Origin of the sequence: Streptomyces sp. NPDC026673, assembly GCF_040638135.1 — a bacterium.
In the GTDB taxonomy this organism is placed as follows: domain Bacteria; phylum Actinomycetota; class Actinomycetes; order Streptomycetales; family Streptomycetaceae; genus Actinacidiphila.
The window spans coordinates 10606-34040 of the sequence record NZ_JBEZXR010000018.1; the positions used below are offsets into that span (position 1 = coordinate 10606).

Genomic DNA, 23435 nt, shown 5'->3' on the forward strand with positions numbered 1-23435 from the left:
CCGGGGACGGGGGCACCGGGAGTCGGCCGAGCACGGGAGGCGCGACGGCCCGGACCGGAACCCGGGACAGGGGCCGAGGCCGGGAACCCGGGTCAGAGGCCGAGGCCGGGAACCCGGGTCAGGTGCCAGGCCAGGAACCCGGGCAAGGAGTCAGGCGAGCGCAGGACGCGCAGGTGGCCGCGACGGGGGGCCGGGGACGGGGGCACCGGGAGTCGGCCGAGCACGGGAGGCGCGACGGCCCGGACCGGAACCCGGGACAGGGGCCGAGGCCGGGAACCCGGGTCAGGTGCCAGGCGAGCGCAGAACGCACAGGTGGCCGCGACGGGAGGCCGGGGACGGGGGCACCGGGAGTCGGCCGAGCACGGGAGGCACGGCAGCCCGGACCGGAACCCGGGTCAGAGGCCGAGGCCGGGAACCCGGGTCAGGAGTCAGGCGAGCGCAGAACGCGCAGGTGGCCGCGCCGGGTGATCTCCATGGGGTCGCCGCCCCGGCCGTTCGTACCGGTGCCCTCGCGTTCCTGGGGGCGGGCGGCCTCGCGCACGGCGTTGGCGAGCGCTTCCAGGTCGTCGCCGCTGGGGCGGGTCGGGCCGGTGTCCGTGGCAAGCCGTACGACCTCCCAGCCGCGGGGGGCGGTGAGGCGCTCGGAGTGCTCGGAGCAGAGGTCGTAGCAGTGGGGCTCGGCGTAGGTGGCGAGCGGCCCGAGGACGGCGGTGGAGTCCGCGTAGACGTACGTCAGCGTCGCGACGGCGGGACGGCCACACGCGGTGCGCGAACAGCGACGTACAAGGCTCACGACGTTGGACGGTACCGCACTCTTGAGCGGGCCGCGACGACTCCCCAGGAGCTCACCCCGTCGTGTCGTCCGGGTTGGCCGGGAAGGTCCGACCTGGGCCCAACACACCTGACCTGCAAAGGGCCGGAAATGTACGGGCGTACCGCCGAGGCGCGTGGTCACCAAACGATGCAAATGACGCCAATTGCGATCAGGGAAGCGGTCAGGGCGCGGGAATCGTCCGGGCGGCAGGGGCGAGCGACCGTACATTCTGCGACATCGCAGAGGATGTCCGGTCCTGGTACCCCGTGGCGGTGGCAGCCGTCACGGAGCCGCATACACGGGGCTCCCGACGGCTACTCTCAGAGGTGATGGACACCCCTTCGCCCGCACCGCGCCAGCGCCGCCGCGACCGACACGGCCGCGGCATGCGCGGCCCCATCGCGCCCCCGCAGGTGCCGCTGGCGCGCACCCGTGCCGACGCCTTCGACGACCTGGTGCGCGACGCGGCCGACCGGCTGGAGCGGCGGTGGCCGCAACTGGCGGAGGTGGAGTTCGCGGTGCAGGAGGTCCCCTGGCCCGTGGACGGCGCCGACGCTGCCGAGGCCGACGGCCGGTTCGACGACGGAGTGCCGCTGGGACGGCTCATCGGGGGCCGCAAGGACAGCCCGCACCGCATCGTGGTGTACCGCCGTCCCGTGGAGATCCGGGCCAAGAGCCGCGAGGAGCGGGCCCTGCTGGTGCACGACGTGGTCGTGGAGCAGGTGGCGGAGCTGCTGGGGCTGTCGCCGGAGAACGTCGATCCCCGGTACGGAGAGGGTTGACCCCCCGTACCGGGGCGCGTGCGGTACCCGGCGCGCTCCGCCGTCACCGGTTCAGGATGGACAGGTCCTCTTCCGACTTCGGGACGGCCACCAGGCCGCGGTCGTCCGGCAGGGTCTGGATCGTGAACATGGGGACGCCCTCCAGCGGCAGGGCCAGCATCCGCGAGGCGTAGACGGGGCCGCCGGAGACGGGTTCGACCGTGACGGCGTACGTGCCCTTGCCCTCCGAGGGGGCGGCCGGGGCCAGGACGACGGTCGTGCCGCGCTTGACGGGGACGTTCTTGGTGATGGGCTCGCCGCCCTTGGTGGACGCGGAGCTGGTGACGCGCACCGTGGCGTCGCCGTCCGGCGCGGTGAGGGCGAGCGTCGAGCCCTTGGCGCGGTTGTCGGCGGCGGTGGCGCGGTCGCCGATGGGCGCGGTGGCGGGCAGGAAGGCGGTCTCCTGGTTCGCGCCCTTGCCGCGGGTGATCCGCAGGGCGGCGACCACGGGGGCCGCACCCGAGGTCCCGGTCGGGCTCAGGATCAGCGAGCCGGCCTCGCCCTTGGTGACGTCGCCCAGGTCGACGGCGGTGGTCATGCCGCTCTTGACGTGCACGGTTTCATGCCCGGCCGGGGTGATCTCACCGCTGGCCGAGGCCAGCCGCACCTTCAGGTCGGCGTCGTCGTCGCCGGTCGCGAAGACCACCAGGCGCACATCCGTGGCGTCCCCGGGGATGCCGGGCATGACGACCGCGGTGGCGGGGTCGGTGGCGGCCGGCAGCCAGTCGCCCCCGGCCTTGGCGTCCTCGGCCTCCACGGTGGCGCCGACCCGGCCGCTGCGGGCGCTGACGTGGAGGGTGAGGCCGTCGGACTTCTCCGTGGTGACCGTGGAGAGCAGCACGGGGACCGACGCGCCCGGCGGCACGGTGATGCCGTCGCTGGTGGCGGTCTTGACCTCGCCCTTGTCGCCGTACAGCTCCAGGTCGACGACGGCCGCGGTGTCGTCCGGGTTGGTCAGGTGGACGTAGTCCTGGCGCTCGGCGGCGGTGCTGACGCCGGGGAACCAGAACGCGCTGTCCGGTACGGAGCAGGAGGCGCCGAGCACCGCCCGGGCCGGGCCCGCGTCGACGACGGTGGTCTGCTGCACGGTCCAGCCCGGGGCGAGCGCTCCGTCGGCGGTGCCGATGAGGGCGGGGGCGTTCGTGGCCGCGGTGTCGGCGGAGACCGGCTTGCCCGCCTCCTTGAGCGGCACGACCGGCTTGCGCTTGGCGTCGGCCTTGCCCTCCTGGTCGGCGGCGGGCAGCAGTTGGGCGGTGCCGCCCGAGCCCGCGGAGTCGCCCTTGGGCGTGAAGGCGGTGTACGTGGTCGAGGCGAAGTCCGAGTCCGACGGCGCCGGGCAGGCGAGCGTGGACCGCTCGACGGGCAGCCGTGCGGCGTTCGCCGCGGGCGCCGCCTCCGGGGTTCCCGCACCGGTCACGGTGGCGACGCCGGCGACGGCGGCAAGGGCGGCGGTGACGCCGATCAGGGAGAGAGTGCTGCGGTTCACTGCTGGTTGCTCCCGTCGCGGCGGTAGCCGTCCGTGTCGTACGCGTCCGTGTCGTAGCCGCCGTTGGTGCCGTAGGGGGCGTAGGAGGCGTCGTAGCCCTGCTGCCCGGGCTGCTGCTCATAGCCCTGCTGGGGCTGCTGCTCGTAGCCCTGCCGGTCGTAGCCGGGCTGCGGGGCCTGCTCCCCGTAGCCGTACGGGTCGTAGACCTGCTCCTGCGGCTGGGCGGGTTGCTCGTAGCCGTAGCTGCTGGTGTACTCGGCGGCCCACTGCTCCTGGCCGTACGGGTCGCCCTGCCCGGGGGCGGCGGCGTAGGGGTCGTATTCGGCGTACTGCGCGTACTCGCCCTGCTCTTGGGGGTCGGGCTCGGTGGCATCGGGCTCCGCGGGGGCGGCCCCCGCCTCCTCCTCGGCCTCCGCGGCGGCGCGCAGCCGGCGGGCGCGGCGGCCGTCGCCCTGCGCCGGGATGCCGGCGGCCGGCATGGACGGCACGGGCACGGCCTCCGCCTCGGGCAGGTCGTCGTCGATCTCGCGGCGCCGGCCCGGCAGGGCCATGACGACGAGCACCAGACCGAGGAAGCCCTGGACCCACAGCCACACGGTGTGCGTGAACGGGTCGTCGTAGACGACGTCCAGGCGGCCGCCCTGGCTGGGCAGCCGGAAGCCCTGGGCCCAGCCGTCGACGGTGGTCGCGGTGAGTTCCCTGCCGTCGAGGGTGGCGGTCCAGCCGGGGGCGGCGCGGTCGGCGATGCGCAGGACGCGGCCTTCGGCGCCGGACGGGATGGTGGTGTGGGCCTCGACCTTGCCAGAGGCGACGGTCAGGGGCCGCGCGGTGTCCGCGTCGTCGCCGGTGGATCCGGTGCCGTCGGCGCTCCCACCGCCGTCGCCGGCGGGCGCGACGATCGTCATGCGCGCGACGTCGTCGTCGACCCGCCACAGGGCGCTGCCGTCCGCCTGGCTGAGCCGGGAGAGGCCGGGTGTGCTGTCGAGGGTGCGGCCGACCTCGCGCGGGGCACCGCGCTGGACGAGGACGTAGCGCACGGCGTAGCCGCCGAGCTGGCTGGCCTGGTCGGCGCCGGAGCCTGCCACGAGGTTGCCGACGATCTTGGCCAGCCGTGTGTCGCCGCCCTCCGCGGCGGCGATCTCGGCGTCGCCGAGGCGGGCGCCGGCGCCGCGGACGAGAGCGTACGACACCTGGGCCGGGGTCCCGGACAGGACGAGGGTGCGGGCCTGGTCGCCGGTGTTGCTCTCCTCGGCGACGAAGGCGGGCACCTGCGTGGGGTCGCTGCGCTTCAGGGGGCCGTCGGCGCCGCCGGCCATCCAGCCGACGGCGGCGGCCAGCGGGGCGAGCACGGCGGCCAGGGCGACGAGCGCGGCGACGGGCTGGCGCCAGCCGAAGCCGGAGGCCGCGAGCCGTTCCTTGGCTCCCTCGGCGCCGACGGCGGCGGCGGCGATCAGGGCGAGGCCGTAGACGAGGGTGGCGGGCCCGGACCAGGCGGTGTGGTTCGCCGCGACCGCGAAGACCAGGCCGGCCAGGGCGCCCACCCAGGCGGTGACGATGGCCGACCGCCGCTCGCCGCGCACGAGCGCGGCGAGTCCGGCCAGCACGATGCCCGCGAGCAGGTAGCCGCCGACGGCGCCGGGGCCGCCGGGGTTGAGCAGCAGGAGGTCGGTGGCCGTGGCGGACCTGGCGCCGTACGGCAGCCCGGCCTCGTGGAAGAAGCGCGTCGGGTGCGTGAGCAGCCCGATCGACCAGGGCGCGAGCACCACCAGGGGGGCGCCGAGGACCGCGACGGCCCGCATGGCCAGCGGGACGAGCAGCCGGCCCTGCCCGCGCACGACGCGCGTGGCGAGGGCGACGCCGACGAGCACCAGGGCGATCAGCCAGGTGATCGGGGTGAACGCGGTGGTGATCGTCAGCAGCAGCGCGACCGCCCAGGCGGCGCGCCAGCCGGGCCGCAGCCCGCGCTCGACGGCGTCGGCGGACATCCGCAGGCCCGCGGCGGAGACGGCGGCGCGGGCCATGAGCGGCAGCAGGACGGCGAGGACGGCGGTGCCGAGCCGGCCGCCGGCGAGGGCGCCGGTGACGGCGGGGAGGAAGGCGTACGCGACGGCGCCCCAGGCGCGCAGCAGCCGGGAGTCGACGAGCGGCCGCGACACGAAGTAGGCGCTGAGGCCCGCGAGCGGCACCGAGGCGACGAGGAGCACGGTCAGGGCGAGGCCGGTGCTGCCGAGCAGGAGGCTCGACAGGGTGGCCACGATCGCCAGGTACGGCGGCGCGGCCTCGATGGTGCCGGCGCCCAGGGCGTGCCAGGCGCCGAGGTACGAGCCCCACAGGTCCGAGGCGTCGGAGGGGGCGGGCAGCAGCGCGCCGCCGGACAGGGCGCCGCCGCCGAGGAGCGCGCGGCAGGCGATGAGGGAGAAGAGCAGCAGGACGGCGAAGAGCATCGGGGCGGGTTGCCGGGCGACGCGCTTCAGCAGCGCGAACTGCTCGACGTCCATGTACTCGCCGTCGTCGTCGCCCCCGCTCGGCCCGGACTCCAGCCCGCCGCCGTGGCGTCCGGCGGAGGAGGCGTCGGCGGCGGCACGGCCGGAGACGTTGCTGACGACCTGCTCGACGGTGGCCCGTACGGTCGCGCCGGGCGGCGGGAAGAGCGACCGCAGTTCGGAGGCCGGGACGGCGGCCCGGGAGCGACGGTGACGGGCGGCCAGGAGCCGGCCGGGGCGCAGCAGGACCGACAGCAGGCCGGTGATCTCGTCGACGGCCTGTCCGGGGACCTTGCCGACGAGGTAGGCCAGGGTGCGCAGGACGGTGCCGAGCACGATGCGCGCGAAGACGTACGGCAGCAGGACGCCGCGGGTGTTGGACAGCAGCGTGTAGACGGCGCCGGCCTTGTCGACGCGGTGCGGGTTGACCGCGGAGCGTCCGGCGCAGTCGACGGGCCGGCGCTCGCGGGAGGCGGCCTCGGCGTGCCGCAGGACGGCGTCGGGGGCGACGAGGACGGTGTGCCCGGCGGACTGGGCGCGCCAGCAGAAGTCGACGTCGTCGCGCATGAGGGGCAGCCGGCGGTCGAATCCGCCGAGGTCCTCCCACACGTCGCGGCGTACCAGCATGCCCGCGCTGGAGACCGAGAGCACCTGGCGGACCTGGTCGTGCTGGCCCTGGTCCTGCTCGCGGCGCTCCAGCCCGGTCCAGCGGCGGCCGCTGCGGGCGATGGAGACGCCGACCTCCAGCAGCTGGCGCCGGTCGTACCAGCTGCGCAGCTTGGGGCCGATGATCGCGGCGGACGGCGAGGAGTCGGCGACCCTGAGGAGGTTGAGGAGGGCGTCCGGGGCGGGCTCGCAGTCGTCGTGGAGGAGCCACAGCCACTGCACGGGCTCCCCGTGGGGCTGGTCGGGCTCGTCGTAGGCGTCGTCGTTCCAGGTGCGGGTGGCCGGGTCCCAGCTGCTGCGCCGCCCCAGGTAGGGCAGTTGCTCCTCGGTCAGGGGCTCGGCGGCGCGCACGCACTCGTCGACGGCGGCGCCGAAGCCGCTGCGCCGGGCGAGGTGCAGGACGCGGTGGTCGCCGAGGCTCTCGGCGAGCAGGCGGGCGGAGTCGTCGGCGCTGCCGGTGTCGGCGGCGATGACGTCCTGGACCGGGCGGTCCTGGGAGACCAGGCCCGAGAGCGCGTTGGGCAGCCAGCGGGCGCCGTCGTGGGCGACGAGCACGGCGGTGACGACGTGGCGCGGGAACTCCGGTGCCTGGGCGGCGTATTGAGTCCCGGCAGAACTGTTCACGGACATCGAGGTTCGGGCCCCGGTTCGCTGGACTTCGGACGACGCCTTGGGCGTCTCGGACGGGCCCCCACACTAACGGTTGCGGGAGCCGGCCCTTCCGGGTCCGGAGCACATATACGCACGAAGCCCGACGTGCCGGACGCGCGCCGGGTCCGCCGCTAGACGACGCCCTTCTTCAGGCGGCGGCGCTCACGCTCGGACAGGCCGCCCCAGATGCCGAAGCGCTCGTCGTTGGCGAGGGCGTAGTCCAGGCAGTCGGAGCGGACCTCGCAGGCGAGGCAGACCTTCTTGGCCTCGCGGGTGGAGCCGCCCTTCTCGGGGAAGAAGGACTCGGGATCGGTCTGCGCGCACAGCGCGCGCTCCTGCCACCCGAGCTCTTCGTCGGCCTCTTCGGCCAGCAACAGCTGGAACAGCTCGGTCATGCGCGCCCCTCGTCTGTTTTCGCTTCCCCGTGATGTTGCCGTTACCTGCGACGGTCGAACGACACGAGTGAAATTACAAGTGTGCCGATACGGGCCAGTCAAGCCGAGATCTGCTATTGAGCCCGTTATTCACCCTGCGGAACCAAGGCCTGACAGAAAGTGTTCAAATCAGCCCAAACGTCCGCATACGTCAACCGCGGTCGACGCCCCGGAGGGGAGGCGATCACGATGCGATCACGAAAACACAACGACGTTTCACGAGGAGACGTTCCTGCGTACCCGTGTGGTTGCGTCGGCACTTTTCCTGGGTCTTCTACACACAAACCTTTCACCATGCCGAATAGCCGGATCAGGTGAAAGATTTACGACAAACCAGGCATCGAGTTGACAGGCGCGCAGGGGACCCGGTGTGCTAGAGGGCATGCCAGTGACCCACGCGCCTTCCCGGACCCGCCGCCTCGGCGAGTTCCGTCGTGCCGTGGAAGCTCACTGTCGCTGTTCCAGCTGTTGCCGCTGAAGGACTCCTCCCAGCCCGCACAGCCTCATGCGCATGCCTGACGCTCCTCACTTCCCGTAGGAACTCCCGCACCCATGAACAGCGACGTCTCGATCGCCGGCGACCCCCTCGCCATCCCCCACCTCCTTCCGCCCGCCCCCGCCCACCCCGTCACCGTCGCGCAATTCGCCGGGCTGGCCCGCGAGATCGCGGCGGACCGGGCCCGTTGGGCGCCGCGCGTGCGCTACGACGCCGTCACCCGCTGGTACGACCGCCTGGAGACCGGCCCCGGGTACGAGGTCTGGCTGCTCAGCTGGGTCCCCGGCCAGGGCAGCGGGCTGCACGACCACGGCCGCTCCTCGGGCGTGCTGACCGTCCTGCAGGGCGAACTCACCGAGCGCTCCCTCGGCGGCAACGGCGAGACCCGCCGTTCACTCCCGCCGGGCCACCAGCGGGTGTTCGCCCCCGGCTACGTGCACGAGGTGGTCAACGACTCCCTCGAGGGCGCGGTCAGCCTGCACGTCTACTTCCCGGGCCTGACGGAGATGACCCCGTACGCCTGCACCTCCGGGACGCCCGCGGCCGAGGGCTCGTTCGCTGGCTGACGCGGCGGGCTGACAGACTGTCCGCATGCGAATCGTGGTACTGGCCGGCGGCATCGGGGGAGCCCGTTTCCTGCGCGGCCTGAAGGCGGCGGCGCCGGAGGCGGACATCACCGTCATCGGCAACACCGGCGACGACATCCACCTGTTCGGCCTCAAGGTCTGTCCCGACCTCGACACCGTCATGTACACCCTCGGCGGCGGGATCCACGAGGAGCAGGGCTGGGGCCGCGCCGACGAGACCTTCACGGTCAAGGAGGAGCTGGCCGCCTACGGCGTCGGGCCCGAGTGGTTCGGCCTGGGCGACCGCGACTTCGCGACCCACATCGTGCGCACCCAGATGATCGGCGCGGGCTACCCCCTCAGCGCCGTCACCGAGGCGCTGTGCGCGCGCTGGAAGCCCGGGGTGCGGCTGATCCCGATGACCGACGACCGGATCGAGACGCACGTCGTCGTCGACGACCCGGACGCGGGCCCCGGCGGCGGGCGCAAGGCGGTGCACTTCCAGGAGTACTGGGTGCGGCTGCGGGCCTCCGTTCCGGCGTACGCGGTGCTGCCGGTCGGCGCGGAGGGCGCCAAGCCCGCGCCCGGCGTCCTCGAGGCGATCGCCGAGGCGGACGTGATCCTCTTCCCGCCGTCGAACCCCGTGGTGTCGGTCGGCACCATCCTGGCCGTCCCCGGCATCCGGGAGGCCATCGCCGAGGCGGGCGTACCGGTGGTGGGCCTCTCCCCCATCGTCGGGAACGCGCCGGTGCGCGGCATGGCCGACAAGGTGCTGGCGGCGGTCGGCGTGGAGTCCACGGCCGCGGCGGTGGCCGCGCACTACGGTTCCGGCCTGCTGGACGGGTGGCTGGTCGACACCGTGGACGCGGACTCGGTGGACGAGGTCGAGGCGGCGGGCATCCGCTGCCGGGCCGTGCCGCTGATGATGACGGACCTGGACGCGACGGCCGCGATGGCCCGCGAGGCGCTCGCGCTCGCCGGGGAGGTCCGCGCGTGACCGCCTCCTTCCGCGTGTGGGCCGTGGCCGGGCTGCCGGAGATCGAGCCCGGAGCCGATCTCGCCAAGCTCATCGCGGCGGGCGCGCCCGGCCTGGCGGACGGCGACGTCCTCGTCGTCACCTCGAAGATCCTCAGCAAGGCGGAGGGGCGCGTGGTGCGCGCCGACGACCGCGAGGCCGCCATCGACGCCGAAACGGTTCGGCTGGTCGCGCGGCGCGGGCCGACCCGGATCGTGGAGACCCGGCACGGCTTCGTCATGGCCGCGGCCGGGGTCGACGCGTCGAACACGGCCGCCGGCACGGTGCTGCTGCTCCCCCAGGACCCGGACGCCTCCGCCCGCGCGCTGCGCGCGGGCCTGCGGGACATACTCGGCGTCAACGTCGGCATCGTCGTCACCGACACCTTCGGGCGGCCGTGGCGCGAGGGCCTGACCGACGTCGCCATCGGCGCGGCCGGGCTGCACGTGCTGGACGACCTGCGGGGTGCGACGGACTCGCACGGCAACGAACTGGCGGTCACGGTCACGGCCCTGGCCGACGAGCTCGCCGCCGCCGGCGACCTGGTGAAGGGCAAGTCCAGCGGGTCGCCCGTCGCGGTCGTCCGGGGCATGGACCGGCTGGTGCTCCCGGCGGAGGAGGACGGCGACGGCGCCCGCGCGCTGGTGCGTCGCGCCGCCGACGACATGTTCCGGCTGGGCACGTCGGAGGCCGTCCGCGAGGCCGTCGGCCTGCGGCGGACCATCCGCGACTTCACCGACGAGCCCGTCGACGGCGCGGCGGTACGGCGCGCCGTGGCCCTGGCGGTCACCGCGCCGGCGCCGCACCACACGACGCCGTGGCGCTTCGTGCTGCTCGAGTCGGAGTCGGCGCGGGTCGAGCTGCTGGACGCCATGCGCGACGCGTGGATCGCGGACCTGCGCCGCGACGGCCGCAGCGAGGAGTCCATCGCCAAGCGGGTGCGCCGCGGCGACGTCCTGCGCCGCGCGCCGTATCTGGTGGTGCCGTGCCTGGTCGCCGACGGGGCGCACGACTACCCGGACGCGCGGCGCTCGGCGGCGGAGCGGGAGATGTTCGTGGTCGCGATGGGCGCGGCCGTGGAGAACCTCCTCGTCGCCCTGGCCGGCGAGCAGTTGGGCTCGGCGTGGGTGTCGTCCACGATGTTCTGCCGCGACGTGGTGCGCGAGGTGCTCGATCTGCCCGCGGACTGGGACCCGATGGGGGCCGTCGCGATCGGCCGGCCCGCGGCGCCGCCGAAGGAGCGGCCCGCACGCGGCGCGGAGGCGTTCATCGAGGTGCGCTGACGCGCCGTTCGGCCGGTACGCGCCTCCCGGGGCGCGCCGCCGTCCGAGGCCGGTCGCCGCGTGGCGGACGCGGGGTGACGGAGGCAGCCCTCGGGGCGCCCGCGCGTCCGGTGCCGGCGGTCAACGGCGCCACCAGCGTCGCGGGGGAGCGGGGGCGGGGGCGGGGGCGTTGTCGTACTCGCGGGAGATCACCTCGACCCGGCGTGCGGCGTGGTCCGCGCGGACGGTGTCCAGGCCGAAGGTGTCGAGTTCGCGCATGGCGGCCATGTCCTCCTCCGATGCCGGGCTCAGGACCCGGACGCTGAGCTCGCGGTCCCCGTCACCGAGATGGGTCCCGGAGAGGACGGCGTCGATCAGGCGGCGCGCCGCGTCCGGCGTGCCGGTGTCCGTCAGGGCGATCTGGAGCAGCAGTTGCTCCATGCCCGTGTCGGTCCACCGGGCCTGCGCGATCCACACGCACCGCACGCCGGGGAAGTCGAGCAGCCGCAGGCGGATCGCGTCGCGCAGGGCGACCGCTGTGGGGTGGGTGGACCAGGTGAACCTGACCGTCCGTTCCTCCGTGGTGCGCATGCCCCTGACCCGCAGGGTGTGCGCCACCAGGGCGAAGGGGAGCTTGGCCGAGCCCTGTTCGGAGAAGACGGCCAGCGTGTCGACCTTCGTGTGGTGGACGATGTCGAGCAGCCGCATGATGTCGCAGTGGACGGCGGCGGCCGCGTCGGGGAGGTTCCGCCGGCAGCACTCCTCGCTGACATAGCCGGGCAGGACGGGGCCGGTGTCGCCCTCCCAGCCGATGAAGAGCACCGAGCCGTCGTCCTTCACGGGGACGAAGACGCCGAAGTCGACGAGGGCGGCGAGCAGTCGCTCACTGTCCCGGTCAGGCTCACGGTGGTCGAGTATGTCGGCGAGAGCGGTGTTCGGTGTCGTCACTCCGCGATCATAGGGACGCGCCCTTTCCGGAAACAGCCCTTGCGTTCGGATATGCGGCGTAAGCGCCCTACAGCGGGACGATGTTGCCCGGGGCCATGCGGGGAGCGCGGCGCGGGGGGCGGCGGCCGGTGAGCAGGATGAGGCGGGCGGCGCGGTGGCGCTGGCCCTCGTAGGGCTCGAGGAGTTCGAGCATGGTGGCGTCGTCGGAGCGGTGGGCGCCGGTGAGGGCGTAGCCGACGGTGTGCGGCAGGTGGAGGTCGCCGACCGTGATCGCGTCGGGGTCGCCGTTGCTGCGCTGCAGGGTCTCGGCCGCGGTCCAGGGGCCGATGCCGGGGACGGCCTGCAGGCGCGCGAGGGCGGTGGCGGGGGCGAGGGCGGTGGCCTGTTCCATGCGGGCGGCGGCGCGGGCGGCCCGGACCGCGGCGGCGGAGCGCTTGCCGTCGACGTTGGCGCGGTGCCACTCCCAGGAGGGGATCATGGCCCAGCCGCGGGCGTCGGGCATGACGCGCATGCGCAGTTCCTCGCCGGGGCCGGGGGCGGGTTCACCGAAGCGCCAGAGCAGGACGCGCCAGGAGCGGTAGGCCTCGTCGGAGGTGACCTTCTGCTCCAGGATCGCGGGGATCAGGGATTCCAGGACCAGTCCGGTACGGGCCAGCCGCAGGCCGGGGTTGCGGCGGTGGGCCTCGTGGACGACACGGTGCCGGGCGGTGAAGGCGGCGGGGTCGTCGGCGTCGCCGAGCAGGGCGGGGAGGCGGTCCAGCAGCCAGTCGGCGCCCGGCCCCCAGGCCTCGGCCTCGATCTCGCCGCCGGAGGGGCGGGCGATCCGCAGGGTGCCCGGGCCCTCCGGGGTGCGCGAGGCGCGGTACACGGCGCGGTCGGCGCCGACGCGGAAGGCGGGGTCGCCGGGGCCGCGGCGCAGGGGGCCGAGCGTGAGGCCGAGGTCCAGGGGGCCGCGCGGTGTCCAGCGCCTGGTCCGGCCCGGCGTGCGGGGGCCGGGAACGCCGCCGGTCTTGGCGCGCAGGAGTCGGGTCTGCTCGGGGTGCACCCTCCGAGCCTACGGGGTGGGCCGTCCGGCGCTCCGGGTTTCCGGCCGGTGGGCGGGGTGCCCACCGGCCGTGGCCCGGGGGCCGGCTACTGGTCGGAGGAGAAGCGGACCGCGCCGTCCGGGATGACCGCGCCGCACCAGATGCGCACCCCGTGCCGCAGTTCGTTGTCGGCGCCGACGTGCGCGGCGTCACCGACGACGGCTCCGCTGACGACGGTGCGCTCGCCGATGACCGCGCCCGCGCCGATGAGGGAGTCGGTGACGACGGCTCCGGGGTGGACGACGGCGCCGGCCAGGACCGTGCTGCCGTCGACGACCGCCCCTGCGCCGATGACGGCACCCGCGCTCACGGCGCTGCCGCCGGTGAGCTTGGCGTCGTCGGCCACGCGGGCGCCCTCCAGGACGAGGCGCTCGCCGCACCGGCCGGGGACGGCCGGGGAGGGCGCGCGGCCGAGGACGAGGTCGGCGGAGCCGCGGACGAAGGCGTGCGGGGTGCCGAGGTCGAGCCAGTAGGTGGAGTCGACCATGCCCTGCAGATGCGCGCCGTCGGCCAGCAGGCCGGGGAAGGTCTCGCGCTCGACGGAGACCGGGCGGCCGGCGGGGATCGAGTCGATGACGGAGCGGTTGAAGACATAGGCGCCCGCGTTGATCTGGTCGGTGACGATCTCCTCGGGCGTCTCGGGCTTCTCCAGGAAGGCGGTGACGCGGCCGGAGGCGTCGGTCGGCACGAGCCCGAAGGCGCGCGGGTCCTCGACCCGGGTCAGGTGGAGGGAGACGTCGGCGCCGGAATCGCGGTGGGTGGCGACGAGGCCGGCGATGTCGAGGCCGGTGAGGATGTCGCCGTTGAAGATGAGGACGGGGTCGCCGGGGGCGGAGTCCAGCCGTTCGGCGACGTTGCGGATGGCGCCGCCGGTGCCGAGCGGCTCGTCCTCGGTGACGTACTCCAGGCGCAGGCCGAGGGCGGAGCCGTCGCCGAAGTGCGGCTCGAAGACCTCGGCCAGGTAGGAGGTCGCCAGCACGATGTGCTCGACGCCCGCCGCGCGTGCCCGGGCCAACTGGTGGGTGAGGAACGGCACGCCGGCCGCGGGGACCATCGGCTTGGGGGTGTGCACCGTCAGGGGGCGCAACCGGGTGCCCTTGCCGCCGACCAAGAGGATCGCTTCAGTCACCTGTGTTTGTCTCCGCTTCCTGGCGGGCCGAACGAATGAGCGGCCAATCCTATGCAGCCTGCGATCACCGGCCCTGGAGCCCCGCCGCGGCACGGCGGATGGCGCCGAGATCGTCGTACAACTCCGTTCCGGGGCATGCGGTGGCGAACCCGTCCCGGTGGCCGGAGATGACGTTCATGCGGACCCGCGCGCCCTTCCTGTACTTGTTGCTCCCTCCGGACACCAGATATGTCACCCCCTCCGGATCGAGGCCGTAGATCCCGAGTTTCCACGCGGCGAGCCGGGCGACCGCCGACAGGGCCTCGCGGGTGGGCTTCTCCTCGGAGAAGTCGCCGAGTACGGCGATGCCCATGGTGTGCTCGTTGAAGCCGAGGGTGTGCGCGCCGTGGACCGCCCTGGAGACGCCGCCGCTGCGGCCTTCGTAGATGTTTCCGCACTTGTCGACGAGGAAGTTGTAGCCGATGTCGCGCCAGCCGCTGCTCTTGACGTGGTAGCGGTAGATACCGCGGATGACCGAGGGGGAGTCGGAGCACTCGTAGTCGTTGCCGGTGGCGGTGTGGTGCACGAAGACCGCGGCGATGTCGTCGTTGAACTCGGATTCCTCGCTGCGCAGTTGCTCGTCGGCGCCCCAGCCGAAGCGGGTGACGATGCGGGGGCGCGCCCCGGTGAAGCGCTGCCCGGTGAGGGCCTCGGTCTGGGACCGGCTGAGCTCGGGGACGAAGGGGGACTCGACCGGGGTGCCCGAAGTGTCTCTCGGGTCCGAGGCGGTGTCGGTGGTGCCGTCCTTCGCCGGGCCGCCGTCGAGCGGGGTGTCCTCCTCGCCCGGGCCCACGCCGTCGAAGGGGTCTCCGCTGTCGGAGGAGTCGCCCAGGACGGAACCGTCGCCGGCGGGGCCGCCTGTGGCGCCGTCACCGTCCGGGCCCCCGCCCGCCGGTACGGCGGCCCCGGGGTCCGCCGCGGCGTCGGGGTCGGGGAAACCGCCGCCCGGGTCGCCGGCGGGTCCGTCACCGGCCCCGTCACCGGGTTCGTCCCCGGGGTCGACCATCTCCAGCCGCAGCCCCTTGGGGAGGGCGGGCAGCACCCCGCGCCTGCCGGTGGGCGCCGCGGGGACGACCCGCACCTCGACCCCGTCGGAGCGGCCGACCCACAGCGGGACGGTCGATCCGCGCACGCCGGAGGACGATCCCTCGGCCGAGCCGGCGTCGGGGGCGTCGTCGTTGTGCGCCTCGACGGCGCGCCAGCCGGACCAGGTGCCGGTCCCGGTGGCGCGGGTCCGGACCTGGACGGTGCCCTGGAGGTCGGTGCCGACGTCGTCCCAGGTGATGCCGATCAGGGAGAACGGCCGCACGGCCCGCGCGGGCAGGCCCTGGGTGAGCGGCGAGCCGATGGCGCGGCCGGAGGGGGCGAGCGGGGCCAGCGGGAGGGTGCGGGTGGCACCGGGGGGCGTGTCGGGGGCGGCGGCCCGCGCCGGGGCGTGGATCGTGGCGGTGGCACCGGAGGGGAAGGCGAGCGGCAGGGCGAGGGCAGCCATGCACGCAGCGGAGATCGAAGTCGCAAGAAGTGCACGCATGGGAAGAACAGTTACATAAGGCCCCAGAACGCGCAGCCGGGATCTGACGGGCTGTCCTCTTCTGCCTGGCCATCAGCGCGGCCCGCCACGGGGCCGCCTGACGTAGCCTGGGCCGCGTGACTTCGACTGCCCGTACACCCGCCGACCTGCTGCGTTCCGCGCTCGCGGCGGACCCCGCCCGCCCCCTGGTCACCTTCTACGACGACGCCACCGGCGAACGCGTCGAACTGTCGGTGGCCACCTTCGGCAACTGGGTGGCCAAGACCGCCAACCTCATCCAGGACGAACTGGGCGCCCAGCCGGGTGACCGTGCGGCCCTGCTGCTGCCCGCGCACTGGCAGACCGCGGTATGGCTGCTCGCCTGCTTCTCCACCGGTGTGGTCGCGGTCCCCGGCGGCGACCCGGGCGGCGCCGACTTCGTGGTCTCCGGCCCGGACACGCTGGAGGAGGCCCGGGCCTGCTCCGGCGAGCGGGTCGCGCTGGCGCTGCGCCCGCTGAGCGGCCGCTTCCCGCAGGCGCCGGAGGGCTTTGCCGACTACGCGGTCGAGGTGCCGACGCAGGGCGACCGCTTCGTCCCGTACGCGCCGGTCGATCCGCACGCGCCCGCGCTGGGGCTGCCCGGCGGGGAGGACGCCACCGGGGCCGAGGTGGTCGAGCGGGCCCGCGCGTCCGCCGAGGCCCTCGGGCTGACGGCCGGGGCGCGGCTGCTGTCGGGTCGGTCGTACGACGACTGGGACGGGCTCGCCGCGGGGCTCCTGGCGCCCTTGGCCGCGGGCGCCTCCGTGGTGCTCTGCCGCCACCTGGACCGGTTGCCCGCCGCCGACCTGGACAAACGCCGGGAGAGCGAGCGGGTGACGCACATGGCGTAGCCGCCTTCCGGAACCCCGCGCCCGGCGCGGGGTTCCGGAACACCGAGGGGCCTCGGACGAATTTCAACAACTCCGCACAACCGAGGGCGGGCTTGGACGGTCTTTATAGGTGACCCGATCATCTGCGGCACCTGTAAGGACGGACCCGGACGTGACCACGTCAGTCGATTCGCCGGAAACCGAGGACACCTCTCCCGGCGCGGCCCCGCCGAGGAGGCGCCGCCGTACCTGGCTGCGCGTCCTGGCGGTCGTCACCTCCCTGGTGCTCCTGGCGGGGGCCGGACTCTCCTGGTACCTGTACAAGCAGCTCGACGGGAACATCCGGACGGACACGGACACGGCCCACGAGCTGATGCGGGTGCAGTCCGAACGGCCCAAGGTCCTGCCCGAGGCGACGACGGCCGAGAACATCCTCCTGCTCGGTTCCGACAACCGCGGCGACGGCAACGGCAAGTACGGCCAGGACACCGGCACCCAGCGGTCGGACACCGCGATCCTGCTGCACCTGGCCGCCGACCGGAACAGCGCGACGGCGGTCAGCCTGCCGCGCGACCTCATGGTCGAGATCCCCTCCTGCCGCCGGGCCGACGGCAGCATGAGCAATCCCCAGTTCGCCCAGTTCAACTGGGCGTTCGAGTACGGCGGCGCCGCCTGCACGATCCGTACGGTGGAGAAGCTGACCGGGATCCGCGTCGACCACCACCTGGTGGTGGACTTCAACGGCTTCAAGAAGATGGTCGACGCGGTCGGCGGGGTCGAGGTCTGCGTCCCGCACGCCGTGCACGACCAGGACGCCCATCTGGATCTCGAGAAGGGCCGCCAGGTGCTCCGCGGCGAGGACGCCCTCGGCTACGTCCGGGCCCGCAAGGGCATCGGCGACGGCAGCGACACCCAGCGCATGGACCGTCAGCAGCAGTTCCTCGGCTCCCTGGTGCAGAAGGTCGACACCACGGGGGTGCTGCTCAACCCCGCGAAGCTCTATCCGCTGCTCGACGCCGCGACCTCCTCGCTCACCGCGGACGCCGGGCTGGACTCGCTGCGCGAGCTGTACGAGTTGGCGCAGAGCCTGCGCAAGACGCCCACGGACCAGGTGCGCTTCCTCACCGTGCCGCGCCGGCCCTACACCGCCGACCCCAACCGCGACGAGCTGGTGCGGCCCGCCGCGGACAAACTCTTCGCGACGTTGCGCGAGGACGGACAGGTGGCCGTCGAGGGGGACGCGGACAAGGGCTCCGGCCCACGTCGCGGAACGCCCGGTGGAACCGCCTCCGCCACTCCCGCATCTCCCACACCGTCGGGGTCGGCGAGCGCCTCCCCGTCCTACCGCGGCACCACCGCCGACCGCGATGTCTGCGGCGGGAGTGGGGATTGAACACTTTGTCCAGGTGTAAGAGAGCGGAATTTGTCAGCTGCGGGCGTACACGCTGAACTGTGGGGTTAGTGTGAGCGATCCGGCCTGATGCAGCGGCCGAGACGGAGGACTCGATCGACCGTGGACACGCAAGGCCGTAGGCAGCAGGTCGACCCGGCGGATCAGTGGGTTTTCGATCCCGAGACGGGCAGCTACCAGTTGCGGCTGGACCCCCCGCAGCAGCAGGAGCGCGCGGTTCCCGCGCAGGGGACGGGCCGGCGGGCACAGCGCGTCCAGCCGCAGGGCGGCGGCCGCACACGGCAGGGCCAGTCCGGCGCCGAAGGGCAGGGCCGCTCCACGGCGGCCGGGCGCCCTGCGAACGGCGGCCGCTCGGCGGCCGGCGGCAGGGGGCCGGACGGACGGCGGGCAGCGGGGGCCGGCGGCAGGGCGGACGGCGGCGGACGGGCGGGCGCGCGCACCAGCCGGCGCCGGCCCAAGCCCCGCAAGTCCACCAAGAAGCGCGCCCTGATCTGGACCGCCGGCACACTCGGGGTCGTGGTCATCGCGGCGTGCGTCGGCGTCTACACGCTGTACCAGCAGCTCAACGGGAACATCCACACGGTCGACCCGGGCATCGGCTCCAAGAACGCCACGTCCACCGGGCCCGTCAACATCCTGGTCATCGGCACCGACAGCCGTGCGGGCCTGAAGGGCAAGTACGGCGACTCGGCCAATGTCGGCCACGCCGACACCACGATCCTCTTCCATGTCTCCAAGGACCGCTCCAACGCGACCGCGCTGAGCATCCCCCGCGACATCATCACCGACATCCCGGACTGCCCGACGAAGCAGCCGGACGGCTCCACGAAAATCATCCCGGGTGAGAGCGACGTCCGCTTCAACACCAGCCTGGGCCAGTACGGCCGCGACCCGGGCTGCACGATGCGGACGGTCAAGGAACTGACCGGCATCACCCCGGACCACTTCATGATGGCCAACTTCGACGCGGTGAAGGACCTGTCGACGGCCGTCGGCGGTGTCGAGGTGTGCCTGGCCAAGGACATCGACGACCCGGACTCGCACCTGAAGCTGGACAAGGGCCGGCACACCGTCGCGGGCGAGCAGGCGCTGGCCTTCGTCCGCACCCGGCACAGCGTCGGCTTCGGCGGCGACCTCAGCCGCATCCAACTGCAGCAGCAGTTCCTCAGCTCGATGATGCGCAAGATGAAGTCGGGCGGCACGCTGACCAGTCCGACGAAGCTGGTCAAGCTGGCGAACACGGCGACCAAGGCGCTGACCGTCGACACCGGCATCGGCAGCGTGCCCAAACTCAGCGCGCTCGCCAGGGATCTGAGCCGCGTCGACACCAAGAACATCACCTTCGCGACGGTGCCGGTCATAGACAATCCGGCCGAGAAGGTGCACACCACGGTCGTGCTGGACGAGACCAGGGCGCCGCAACTGTTCGCCATGGTGAAGAACGACACGTCGCTCACCGAGGTGAAGAAGAAGCAGAAGGCCTCCGAGGCGGCCAAGCTCAAGGGCCCCAAGGCCGACCCGATCGACGTCCGGGTCGAGGTGTTCAACGGCAGCGGGGTCTTCGGCGCCGCCCAGGACACGGTCAACTGGCTGCAGAACGACAAGGGCGTCAGCCGCTCCACCAACGGCGGCAACGCGCCCGCCGAGGCGCGGAAGACGACGCTGGAGTACGCCCCCAACCAGGCCGACCAGGCACGCCGGCTGGCCGAGATGATGGGGCTGCCGGCCTCCGCGCTCAAGCAGGGCACCGAGGACGCCGCCCCGCGCGCCAACATGACGCTCACCCTCGGCAAGGACTTCACCGCCGCGGGCACACCGATCGCCCCGCCGACGAAGGCGCCCGAGGGCATCCAGAAGGTCGAGGCCGACGACAAGAGCGTGTGCGCCAAGTAGCGGCCCGGCGGGAGCACCAGGCTCAAGAGGGGTATCAGGGGTGGGGACCACACTATGACGGACAGTCGTGTGCGAGATCTCGGCTGGGACGACAGCCTCTACGAGCCCCGGTCGCCGGACGGGCCGGGGCAGCGGGCCGCGGACGAGCCGGCGGATCCGCACGCGGCTTCGGCCGGCGGCGGCCGGGGGCAGCAGGACGCACGGCCGCCGAAGCGGCGCAGGCGCCGGGTCCTGCGGTGGACCGCGGTCACCCTCGCGGTGCTGATACTCGGGACGGCGGGCGCCGGCTACGCCTACTACGAGCACCTGAGCAAGAACATCCGCAAGGGGAAGCGGAACAGCGGCGAGAGCCATGTGGCGAAGACGCCGACGAACGCGATGAACATCCTGCTGCTGGGCGCCGACGGCCGTAACTCCGAGGAGAACCTGAAGCTCGGCGGCGCCAAGTACACCAAGGGCGACCCGCCCCGCGCCGACGTGATCATGCTGGTGCACCTGGCCGCCGACCGCAGCAACATGTCCGTGGTGAGCATCCCGCGCGACACCAGGGTGCCGATCCCGAAGTGCACCGACCCCGAGACCGGCAAGGTGTTCCCCGCCACCACGCACGCGATCGTCAACGAGAGCCTGACGCGCGGCGGCCCCGGCTGCACGCTGGCCACCGTGCAGAACCTCACAGGGGTCTACATCGACCACTGGATGACGATCGACTTCGCGGGCGTGGTGAAGATGGCCGACGCGGTCGGCGGAGTCGACGTCTGCGTGAGGCAGCCGGTCTGGGACCACCCGACACCGCAGCAGCCGGGCGGCTCGGGGCTGAAGCTGAAGGCCGGCACGCAGAAGATCAGCGGCAAGACCGCGCTCCAGTGGCTGCGCACCCGGCACGCCTTCGAGAGCGACCTCGGGCGCGCCAAGGCACAGCACATGTACATGAACTCGATGGTGCGCGAGCTGCGTTCGCAGAACGTCTTCACCGACAGCGGGCGGCTGCGCGCCCTGGCCGAGGCCGCCACCAAGGCGCTGCAGGTGTCGGAGGAGATCGGCACCCCGAAGAAGCTGTACGACCTCGGGATGCAGCTCAAGAGCGTCCCGTCGGACCGGATCACGATGCTGACCATGCCGCCGGTCACCGACACCGAGAACGACCAGCACTACATGCCGGACCCGGTCGCCGCGCCCAAGGTGTGGTCGCGGCTCGTGCACGACGTGCCCTTCGACGACAACGGCGGGAAGAAGGCGAAGAAGAAGCCCGCCGAGACCGGCCCGGCCGCCCGTCCGGCCGCGGAGATCCCGGTCGACGTCGTCAACGGCACCGCGGGCGACGCCACGGGCACTCCCGTGAACGGCCGTGCGCGCGCCCTGGTCGGAGCGCTGGCCGGGGCCGGGTTCGGACGGGCCGCGGCGAACACCACGTCGCAGCCGTCCGCGGCCACCGTGCTCAGCTACCCGGCCGGCGAGGGCGCGCAGGGCCGCTCGGACGCGCTCGCCGTCGCCAAGGTGTTCAAGCTGCCGGAGAGCGCTGTGAAGGAATCCTCACATGTCGCCTCCGTCACACTCCTGATCGGTGCGGACTGGCGGGACGGAACGGTCTACAGCGGGGCCGCCGACGACGGCGGAGCGCTGCCCAGGAGCGCCGGAGCCCTGAACGGAGCGAATGAGTCGGCCTGCATGGACGTGTACCGGCCATATCGCTGGGATCCCGGTTTGGGGTAATGCGCACGATCGCTTTACGCAGCCGATAAACATCGAAAGCCTTGACCCCGTCGCGCTTTATGTATCGTGACCTCCAACCATTCGCGAGCAGGGCTGTTCCGGTTCCACAGGACTTTGACAGTCACACAGCTGAGAATCACCCACGATCCGCGCGCTGCGGCGCAGCCGGTGACCACAGTGACCACCAGCGCGTCATGGGAGGGCCTACATGCGCCACGGCAGCGTTCCCGGAGGGCTCAACGCCCCCTACGATCCTCACGAACCCGGATGGGGCGACTCTCCGTACAGAGAGGGTCACGGACAGCCGTACATCCCGCAGCAGCCGAACCCGCACCAGCCGGTCCCGCAGCAGCCGATCCCGCAGCAGCCGCAGCGCGGCGGCTACCGGCCGGAGGAGCCGCGGCACGGCGGATACCCGCCGCAGGAGGCGTACGCGCCCTATGAGGCGCCGAACCGCGACGCCGCCGGTTACGACACCGGGGGCTACGGCGACGACCGCTACGAGACCGGCTACGGGAACGAGGCCGGCTACGGGGACGACGACGCCTACGACGGCCCGCCGACCGCCACCCAGGGCGACGGGGCGGACGGCGGATCGGATGACGACGGGTACGACGACAGCGGGCGCCGCGGCAGCAGCCGACGTCGCAAAAAGAGCAAAAGACGCGCCCTGCGCTGGGTGGCGATCGTCACCTCGGTGGCGATACTCGGCACGGCCGGCGCCGCCTACGCGTACTACCAGCACCTCAACGCGAACATCAAGAAGGACGCGCTGAACCTCGGCGACAGCCAGGCCGCCAAGAGCAAGGCCAACGCCGCCGGCCAGACCCCGCTGAACATCCTGCTGCTGGGCTCCGACAGCCGGGCGTCCAAGGCGAACCAGAAGCTCGGCGGCGCCAGGGCCGACGCCGACCGCAAGCCGCTCGCCGACGTCCAGATGCTGCTGCACGTCTCCGCGGACCGCAGCAACATGACCGTGGTCAGCATCCCGCGCGACACCCGGGTCACCATCCCCAAGTGCACCGACCCGGACGACGGACGCGTCTACCCCGAGACCACGACGGAGACGATCAACACCAGCCTCCAGCACGGCGGTCCCGGCTGCACCGTGGCCACCTGGGAGAAGCTCACCGACATATCCATCGACCACTTCATGATGATCGACTTCGCCGGCGTGGTCTCCATGGCCGACGCGGTCGGCGGTGTCCCGGTCTGCGTCAAGGGCAACGTCTGGGACCGCAAGTCCGGGCTGAAACTCACCAAGGGCGACCACACGATCAAGGGCCAGCAGGCCCTGCAGTGGCTCCGCACCCGGCACGGCTTCGAGGACGGCAGCGACATCGGCCGCACCCACGCCCAGCACATGTACATGAACGCGATGGTGCGCCAGCTGAAGTCCGGTGCGAAGCTCAACGACCCGGGCAAGCTGACGGGCCTGGCGGAGGCCGCCACCAAGGCGCTGACCGTCGACGACGACCTGGGCACGGTCAAGAAGCTCTACGACCTGGGCAACGACCTCAAGGGCGTCCCCACCGACCGCATCACCATGACGACGATGCCGTGGGGTGCCGACCCGCAGAACCCGGCGGCACACGTCGTGCCGATCCCCGCGGCGACCAAGCTCTTCACGCTGCTCCGCAACGACCAGCCCGTGGACGGCAAGGCCGCCAAGAAGAAGAAGACGGACAAGTCGGCCGCCTCCACCGCCAAGGCCGCACCGGCGGCGGAGATCCCGGTGACGGTCCAGAACGGCACCGGCAGCGCCTCCCAGGCGGCGGTCCCCGGCCGGGCGAGCTCCCTCACGGAGAAGCTGAAGGCCCTGGGCTACACCCAGGCCGAGGCCGACTCGACGCCGCAGTCGCAGTCCGGCACCACCGTCACCTACGCGAGCGACGACGACAAGGCCAACGCCCTGGCCGTGGCCAAGTCGCTGAAGCTCCCCGCCGGCGCGGTGAAGAAGTCCTCGTCCGTCTCGCAGATCACGCTGGTGATCGGCGCCGACTGGAGGACCGGGACGACCTACCCGGCGGCCAGCAGCGCCGACACCAAGCAGGTGCTGGCGGACGCGAGCGCGCTCAACGCCTCCGACGAGTCGGCGTGCATGAAGGTGAACTCCTTCTACAGCTGGTAGGAGCTCACCCCGG

At 73.1% G+C, this 23435-nt stretch carries 17 protein-coding genes; 9 read left to right on the forward strand and 8 right to left on the reverse strand.

Going from position 1 to position 23435, the window contains the following annotated elements; all coding sequences use genetic code 11:
- Positions 1-421: 421 nt before the first annotated feature.
- Positions 422-841 carry a DUF3499 domain-containing protein gene (locus tag AB0F62_RS15225; RefSeq protein WP_361797934.1) on the reverse strand — a complete coding sequence of 140 codons (420 nt, stop codon included), beginning with the start codon at positions 839-841 and terminating at the stop codon, positions 422-424.
- A gap of 302 nt (positions 842-1143) precedes the next feature.
- On the opposite strand from AB0F62_RS15225, the gene AB0F62_RS15230 reads away from it, so the two are divergent.
- The gene (locus AB0F62_RS15230; RefSeq protein ID WP_361797678.1) at positions 1144-1596 is read left to right on the forward strand and encodes a metallopeptidase family protein; all 453 of its coding nucleotides are present in this window, start codon (positions 1144-1146) and stop codon (positions 1594-1596) included.
- A 43-nt stretch (positions 1597-1639) separates the two neighbouring features.
- Here AB0F62_RS15230 and AB0F62_RS15235 read toward each other — a convergent pair whose 3' ends face one another.
- From AB0F62_RS15235 to AB0F62_RS15245, 3 genes are all read right to left on the reverse strand, one after another.
- Complete coding sequence (locus AB0F62_RS15235) at positions 1640-3121, reverse strand: DUF5719 family protein (protein WP_361797681.1); 1482 nt, start codon at positions 3119-3121, stop codon at positions 1640-1642.
- Positions 3118-6900, reverse strand: coding sequence for a glycosyltransferase (locus tag AB0F62_RS15240; RefSeq protein ID WP_361797684.1), 3783 nt, complete (start codon positions 6898-6900; stop codon positions 3118-3120). The genes AB0F62_RS15235 and AB0F62_RS15240 overlap by 4 nt, the downstream gene beginning before the upstream one ends.
- A gap of 152 nt (positions 6901-7052) precedes the next feature.
- A complete protein-coding gene (locus AB0F62_RS15245; RefSeq protein WP_018559705.1) occupies positions 7053-7316 on the reverse strand; it encodes a WhiB family transcriptional regulator in 264 nt (87 codons plus the stop codon).
- Positions 7317-7907: 591 nt separating this feature from the next.
- Between AB0F62_RS15245 and AB0F62_RS15250 the strand changes: the two genes are divergently transcribed.
- Genes AB0F62_RS15250 through AB0F62_RS15260 form a run of 3 tightly spaced genes read left to right on the forward strand, consistent with a single transcriptional unit; the run spans position 7908 to position 10715 of the window.
- Positions 7908-8417 carry a cysteine dioxygenase family protein gene (locus AB0F62_RS15250; RefSeq protein ID WP_361797687.1) on the forward strand — a complete coding sequence of 170 codons (510 nt, stop codon included), beginning with the start codon at positions 7908-7910 and terminating at the stop codon, positions 8415-8417.
- 25 nt (positions 8418-8442) lie between these two features.
- Complete coding sequence (gene cofD / locus AB0F62_RS15255) at positions 8443-9414, forward strand: 2-phospho-L-lactate transferase (protein ID WP_361797690.1); 972 nt, start codon at positions 8443-8445, stop codon at positions 9412-9414.
- The gene (locus AB0F62_RS15260) at positions 9411-10715 is read left to right on the forward strand and encodes a coenzyme F420-0:L-glutamate ligase (protein WP_361797693.1); all 1305 of its coding nucleotides are present in this window, start codon (positions 9411-9413) and stop codon (positions 10713-10715) included. Before cofD ends, AB0F62_RS15260 begins: the two co-directional genes overlap by 4 nt.
- 120 nt (positions 10716-10835) lie before the next feature.
- Here AB0F62_RS15260 and AB0F62_RS15265 read toward each other — a convergent pair whose 3' ends face one another.
- The 4 genes from AB0F62_RS15265 to AB0F62_RS15280 all read right to left on the reverse strand — a co-directional run bounded on the left by AB0F62_RS15265 (position 10836) and on the right by AB0F62_RS15280 (position 15387).
- Positions 10836-11642, reverse strand: a complete 807-nt coding sequence (locus AB0F62_RS15265; protein ID WP_361797696.1) for a hypothetical protein — start codon at positions 11640-11642, stop codon at positions 10836-10838.
- A 67-nt stretch (positions 11643-11709) separates the two neighbouring features.
- The gene (locus AB0F62_RS15270) at positions 11710-12663 is read right to left on the reverse strand and encodes a DNA-3-methyladenine glycosylase 2 family protein (protein ID WP_361797937.1); all 954 of its coding nucleotides are present in this window, start codon (positions 12661-12663) and stop codon (positions 11710-11712) included.
- Between the two features lie 110 nt (positions 12664-12773).
- Positions 12774-13856 (reverse strand): NDP-sugar synthase, encoded by a 1083-nt coding sequence (locus tag AB0F62_RS15275; protein ID WP_361797699.1) that lies wholly within the window; start codon positions 13854-13856, stop codon positions 12774-12776.
- Positions 13857-13920: 64 nt separating this feature from the next.
- On the reverse strand, positions 13921-15387 hold the full coding sequence (locus AB0F62_RS15280) for a peptidoglycan recognition protein (protein WP_361797702.1): 1467 nt from the start codon (positions 15385-15387) through the stop codon (positions 13921-13923).
- Between the two features lie 155 nt (positions 15388-15542).
- On the opposite strand from AB0F62_RS15280, the gene AB0F62_RS15285 reads away from it, so the two are divergent.
- The 5 genes from AB0F62_RS15285 (at position 15543) to AB0F62_RS15305 (ending at position 23422) form a co-directional block, all read left to right on the forward strand.
- Positions 15543-16295, forward strand: coding sequence for a TIGR03089 family protein (locus AB0F62_RS15285; RefSeq protein WP_361797705.1), 753 nt, complete (start codon positions 15543-15545; stop codon positions 16293-16295).
- 151 nt (positions 16296-16446) lie between these two features.
- Positions 16447-17667, forward strand: coding sequence for an LCP family protein (locus AB0F62_RS15290; RefSeq protein ID WP_361797708.1), 1221 nt, complete (start codon positions 16447-16449; stop codon positions 17665-17667).
- A gap of 87 nt (positions 17668-17754) precedes the next feature.
- Positions 17755-19578 (forward strand): LCP family protein, encoded by a 1824-nt coding sequence (locus AB0F62_RS15295; RefSeq protein WP_361797711.1) that lies wholly within the window; start codon positions 17755-17757, stop codon positions 19576-19578.
- 54 nt (positions 19579-19632) lie between these two features.
- Positions 19633-21291 (forward strand): LCP family protein, encoded by a 1659-nt coding sequence (locus tag AB0F62_RS15300; protein ID WP_361797714.1) that lies wholly within the window; start codon positions 19633-19635, stop codon positions 21289-21291.
- 208 nt (positions 21292-21499) lie between these two features.
- Positions 21500-23422, forward strand: coding sequence for an LCP family protein (locus AB0F62_RS15305; RefSeq protein WP_361797717.1), 1923 nt, complete (start codon positions 21500-21502; stop codon positions 23420-23422).
- Positions 23423-23435: the final 13 nt, after the last annotated feature.

Bases quoted from the DNA above. Each gene is read 5' to 3' on its own strand.
- cofD (WP_361797690.1), top strand. From the start codon at position 8,443: ATGCGAATCGTGGTACTGGCCGGCGGCATCGGGGGAGCCCGTTTCCTG.
- AB0F62_RS15240 (WP_361797684.1), bottom strand. From the start codon at position 6,900: ATGTCCGTGAACAGTTCTGCCGGGACTCAATACGCCGCCCAGGCACCG.
- AB0F62_RS15295 (WP_361797711.1), top strand. From the start codon at position 17,755: ATGCAGCGGCCGAGACGGAGGACTCGATCGACCGTGGACACGCAAGGC.
- AB0F62_RS15300 (WP_361797714.1), top strand. From the start codon at position 19,633: ATGACGGACAGTCGTGTGCGAGATCTCGGCTGGGACGACAGCCTCTAC.
- AB0F62_RS15230 (WP_361797678.1), top strand. From the start codon at position 1,144: ATGGACACCCCTTCGCCCGCACCGCGCCAGCGCCGCCGCGACCGACAC.
- AB0F62_RS15245 (WP_018559705.1), bottom strand. From the start codon at position 7,316: ATGACCGAGCTGTTCCAGCTGTTGCTGGCCGAAGAGGCCGACGAAGAG.
- AB0F62_RS15250 (WP_361797687.1), top strand. From the start codon at position 7,908: ATGAACAGCGACGTCTCGATCGCCGGCGACCCCCTCGCCATCCCCCAC.
- AB0F62_RS15280 (WP_361797702.1), bottom strand. From the start codon at position 15,387: ATGGCTGCCCTCGCCCTGCCGCTCGCCTTCCCCTCCGGTGCCACCGCC.
- AB0F62_RS15305 (WP_361797717.1), top strand. From the start codon at position 21,500: ATGCGCCACGGCAGCGTTCCCGGAGGGCTCAACGCCCCCTACGATCCT.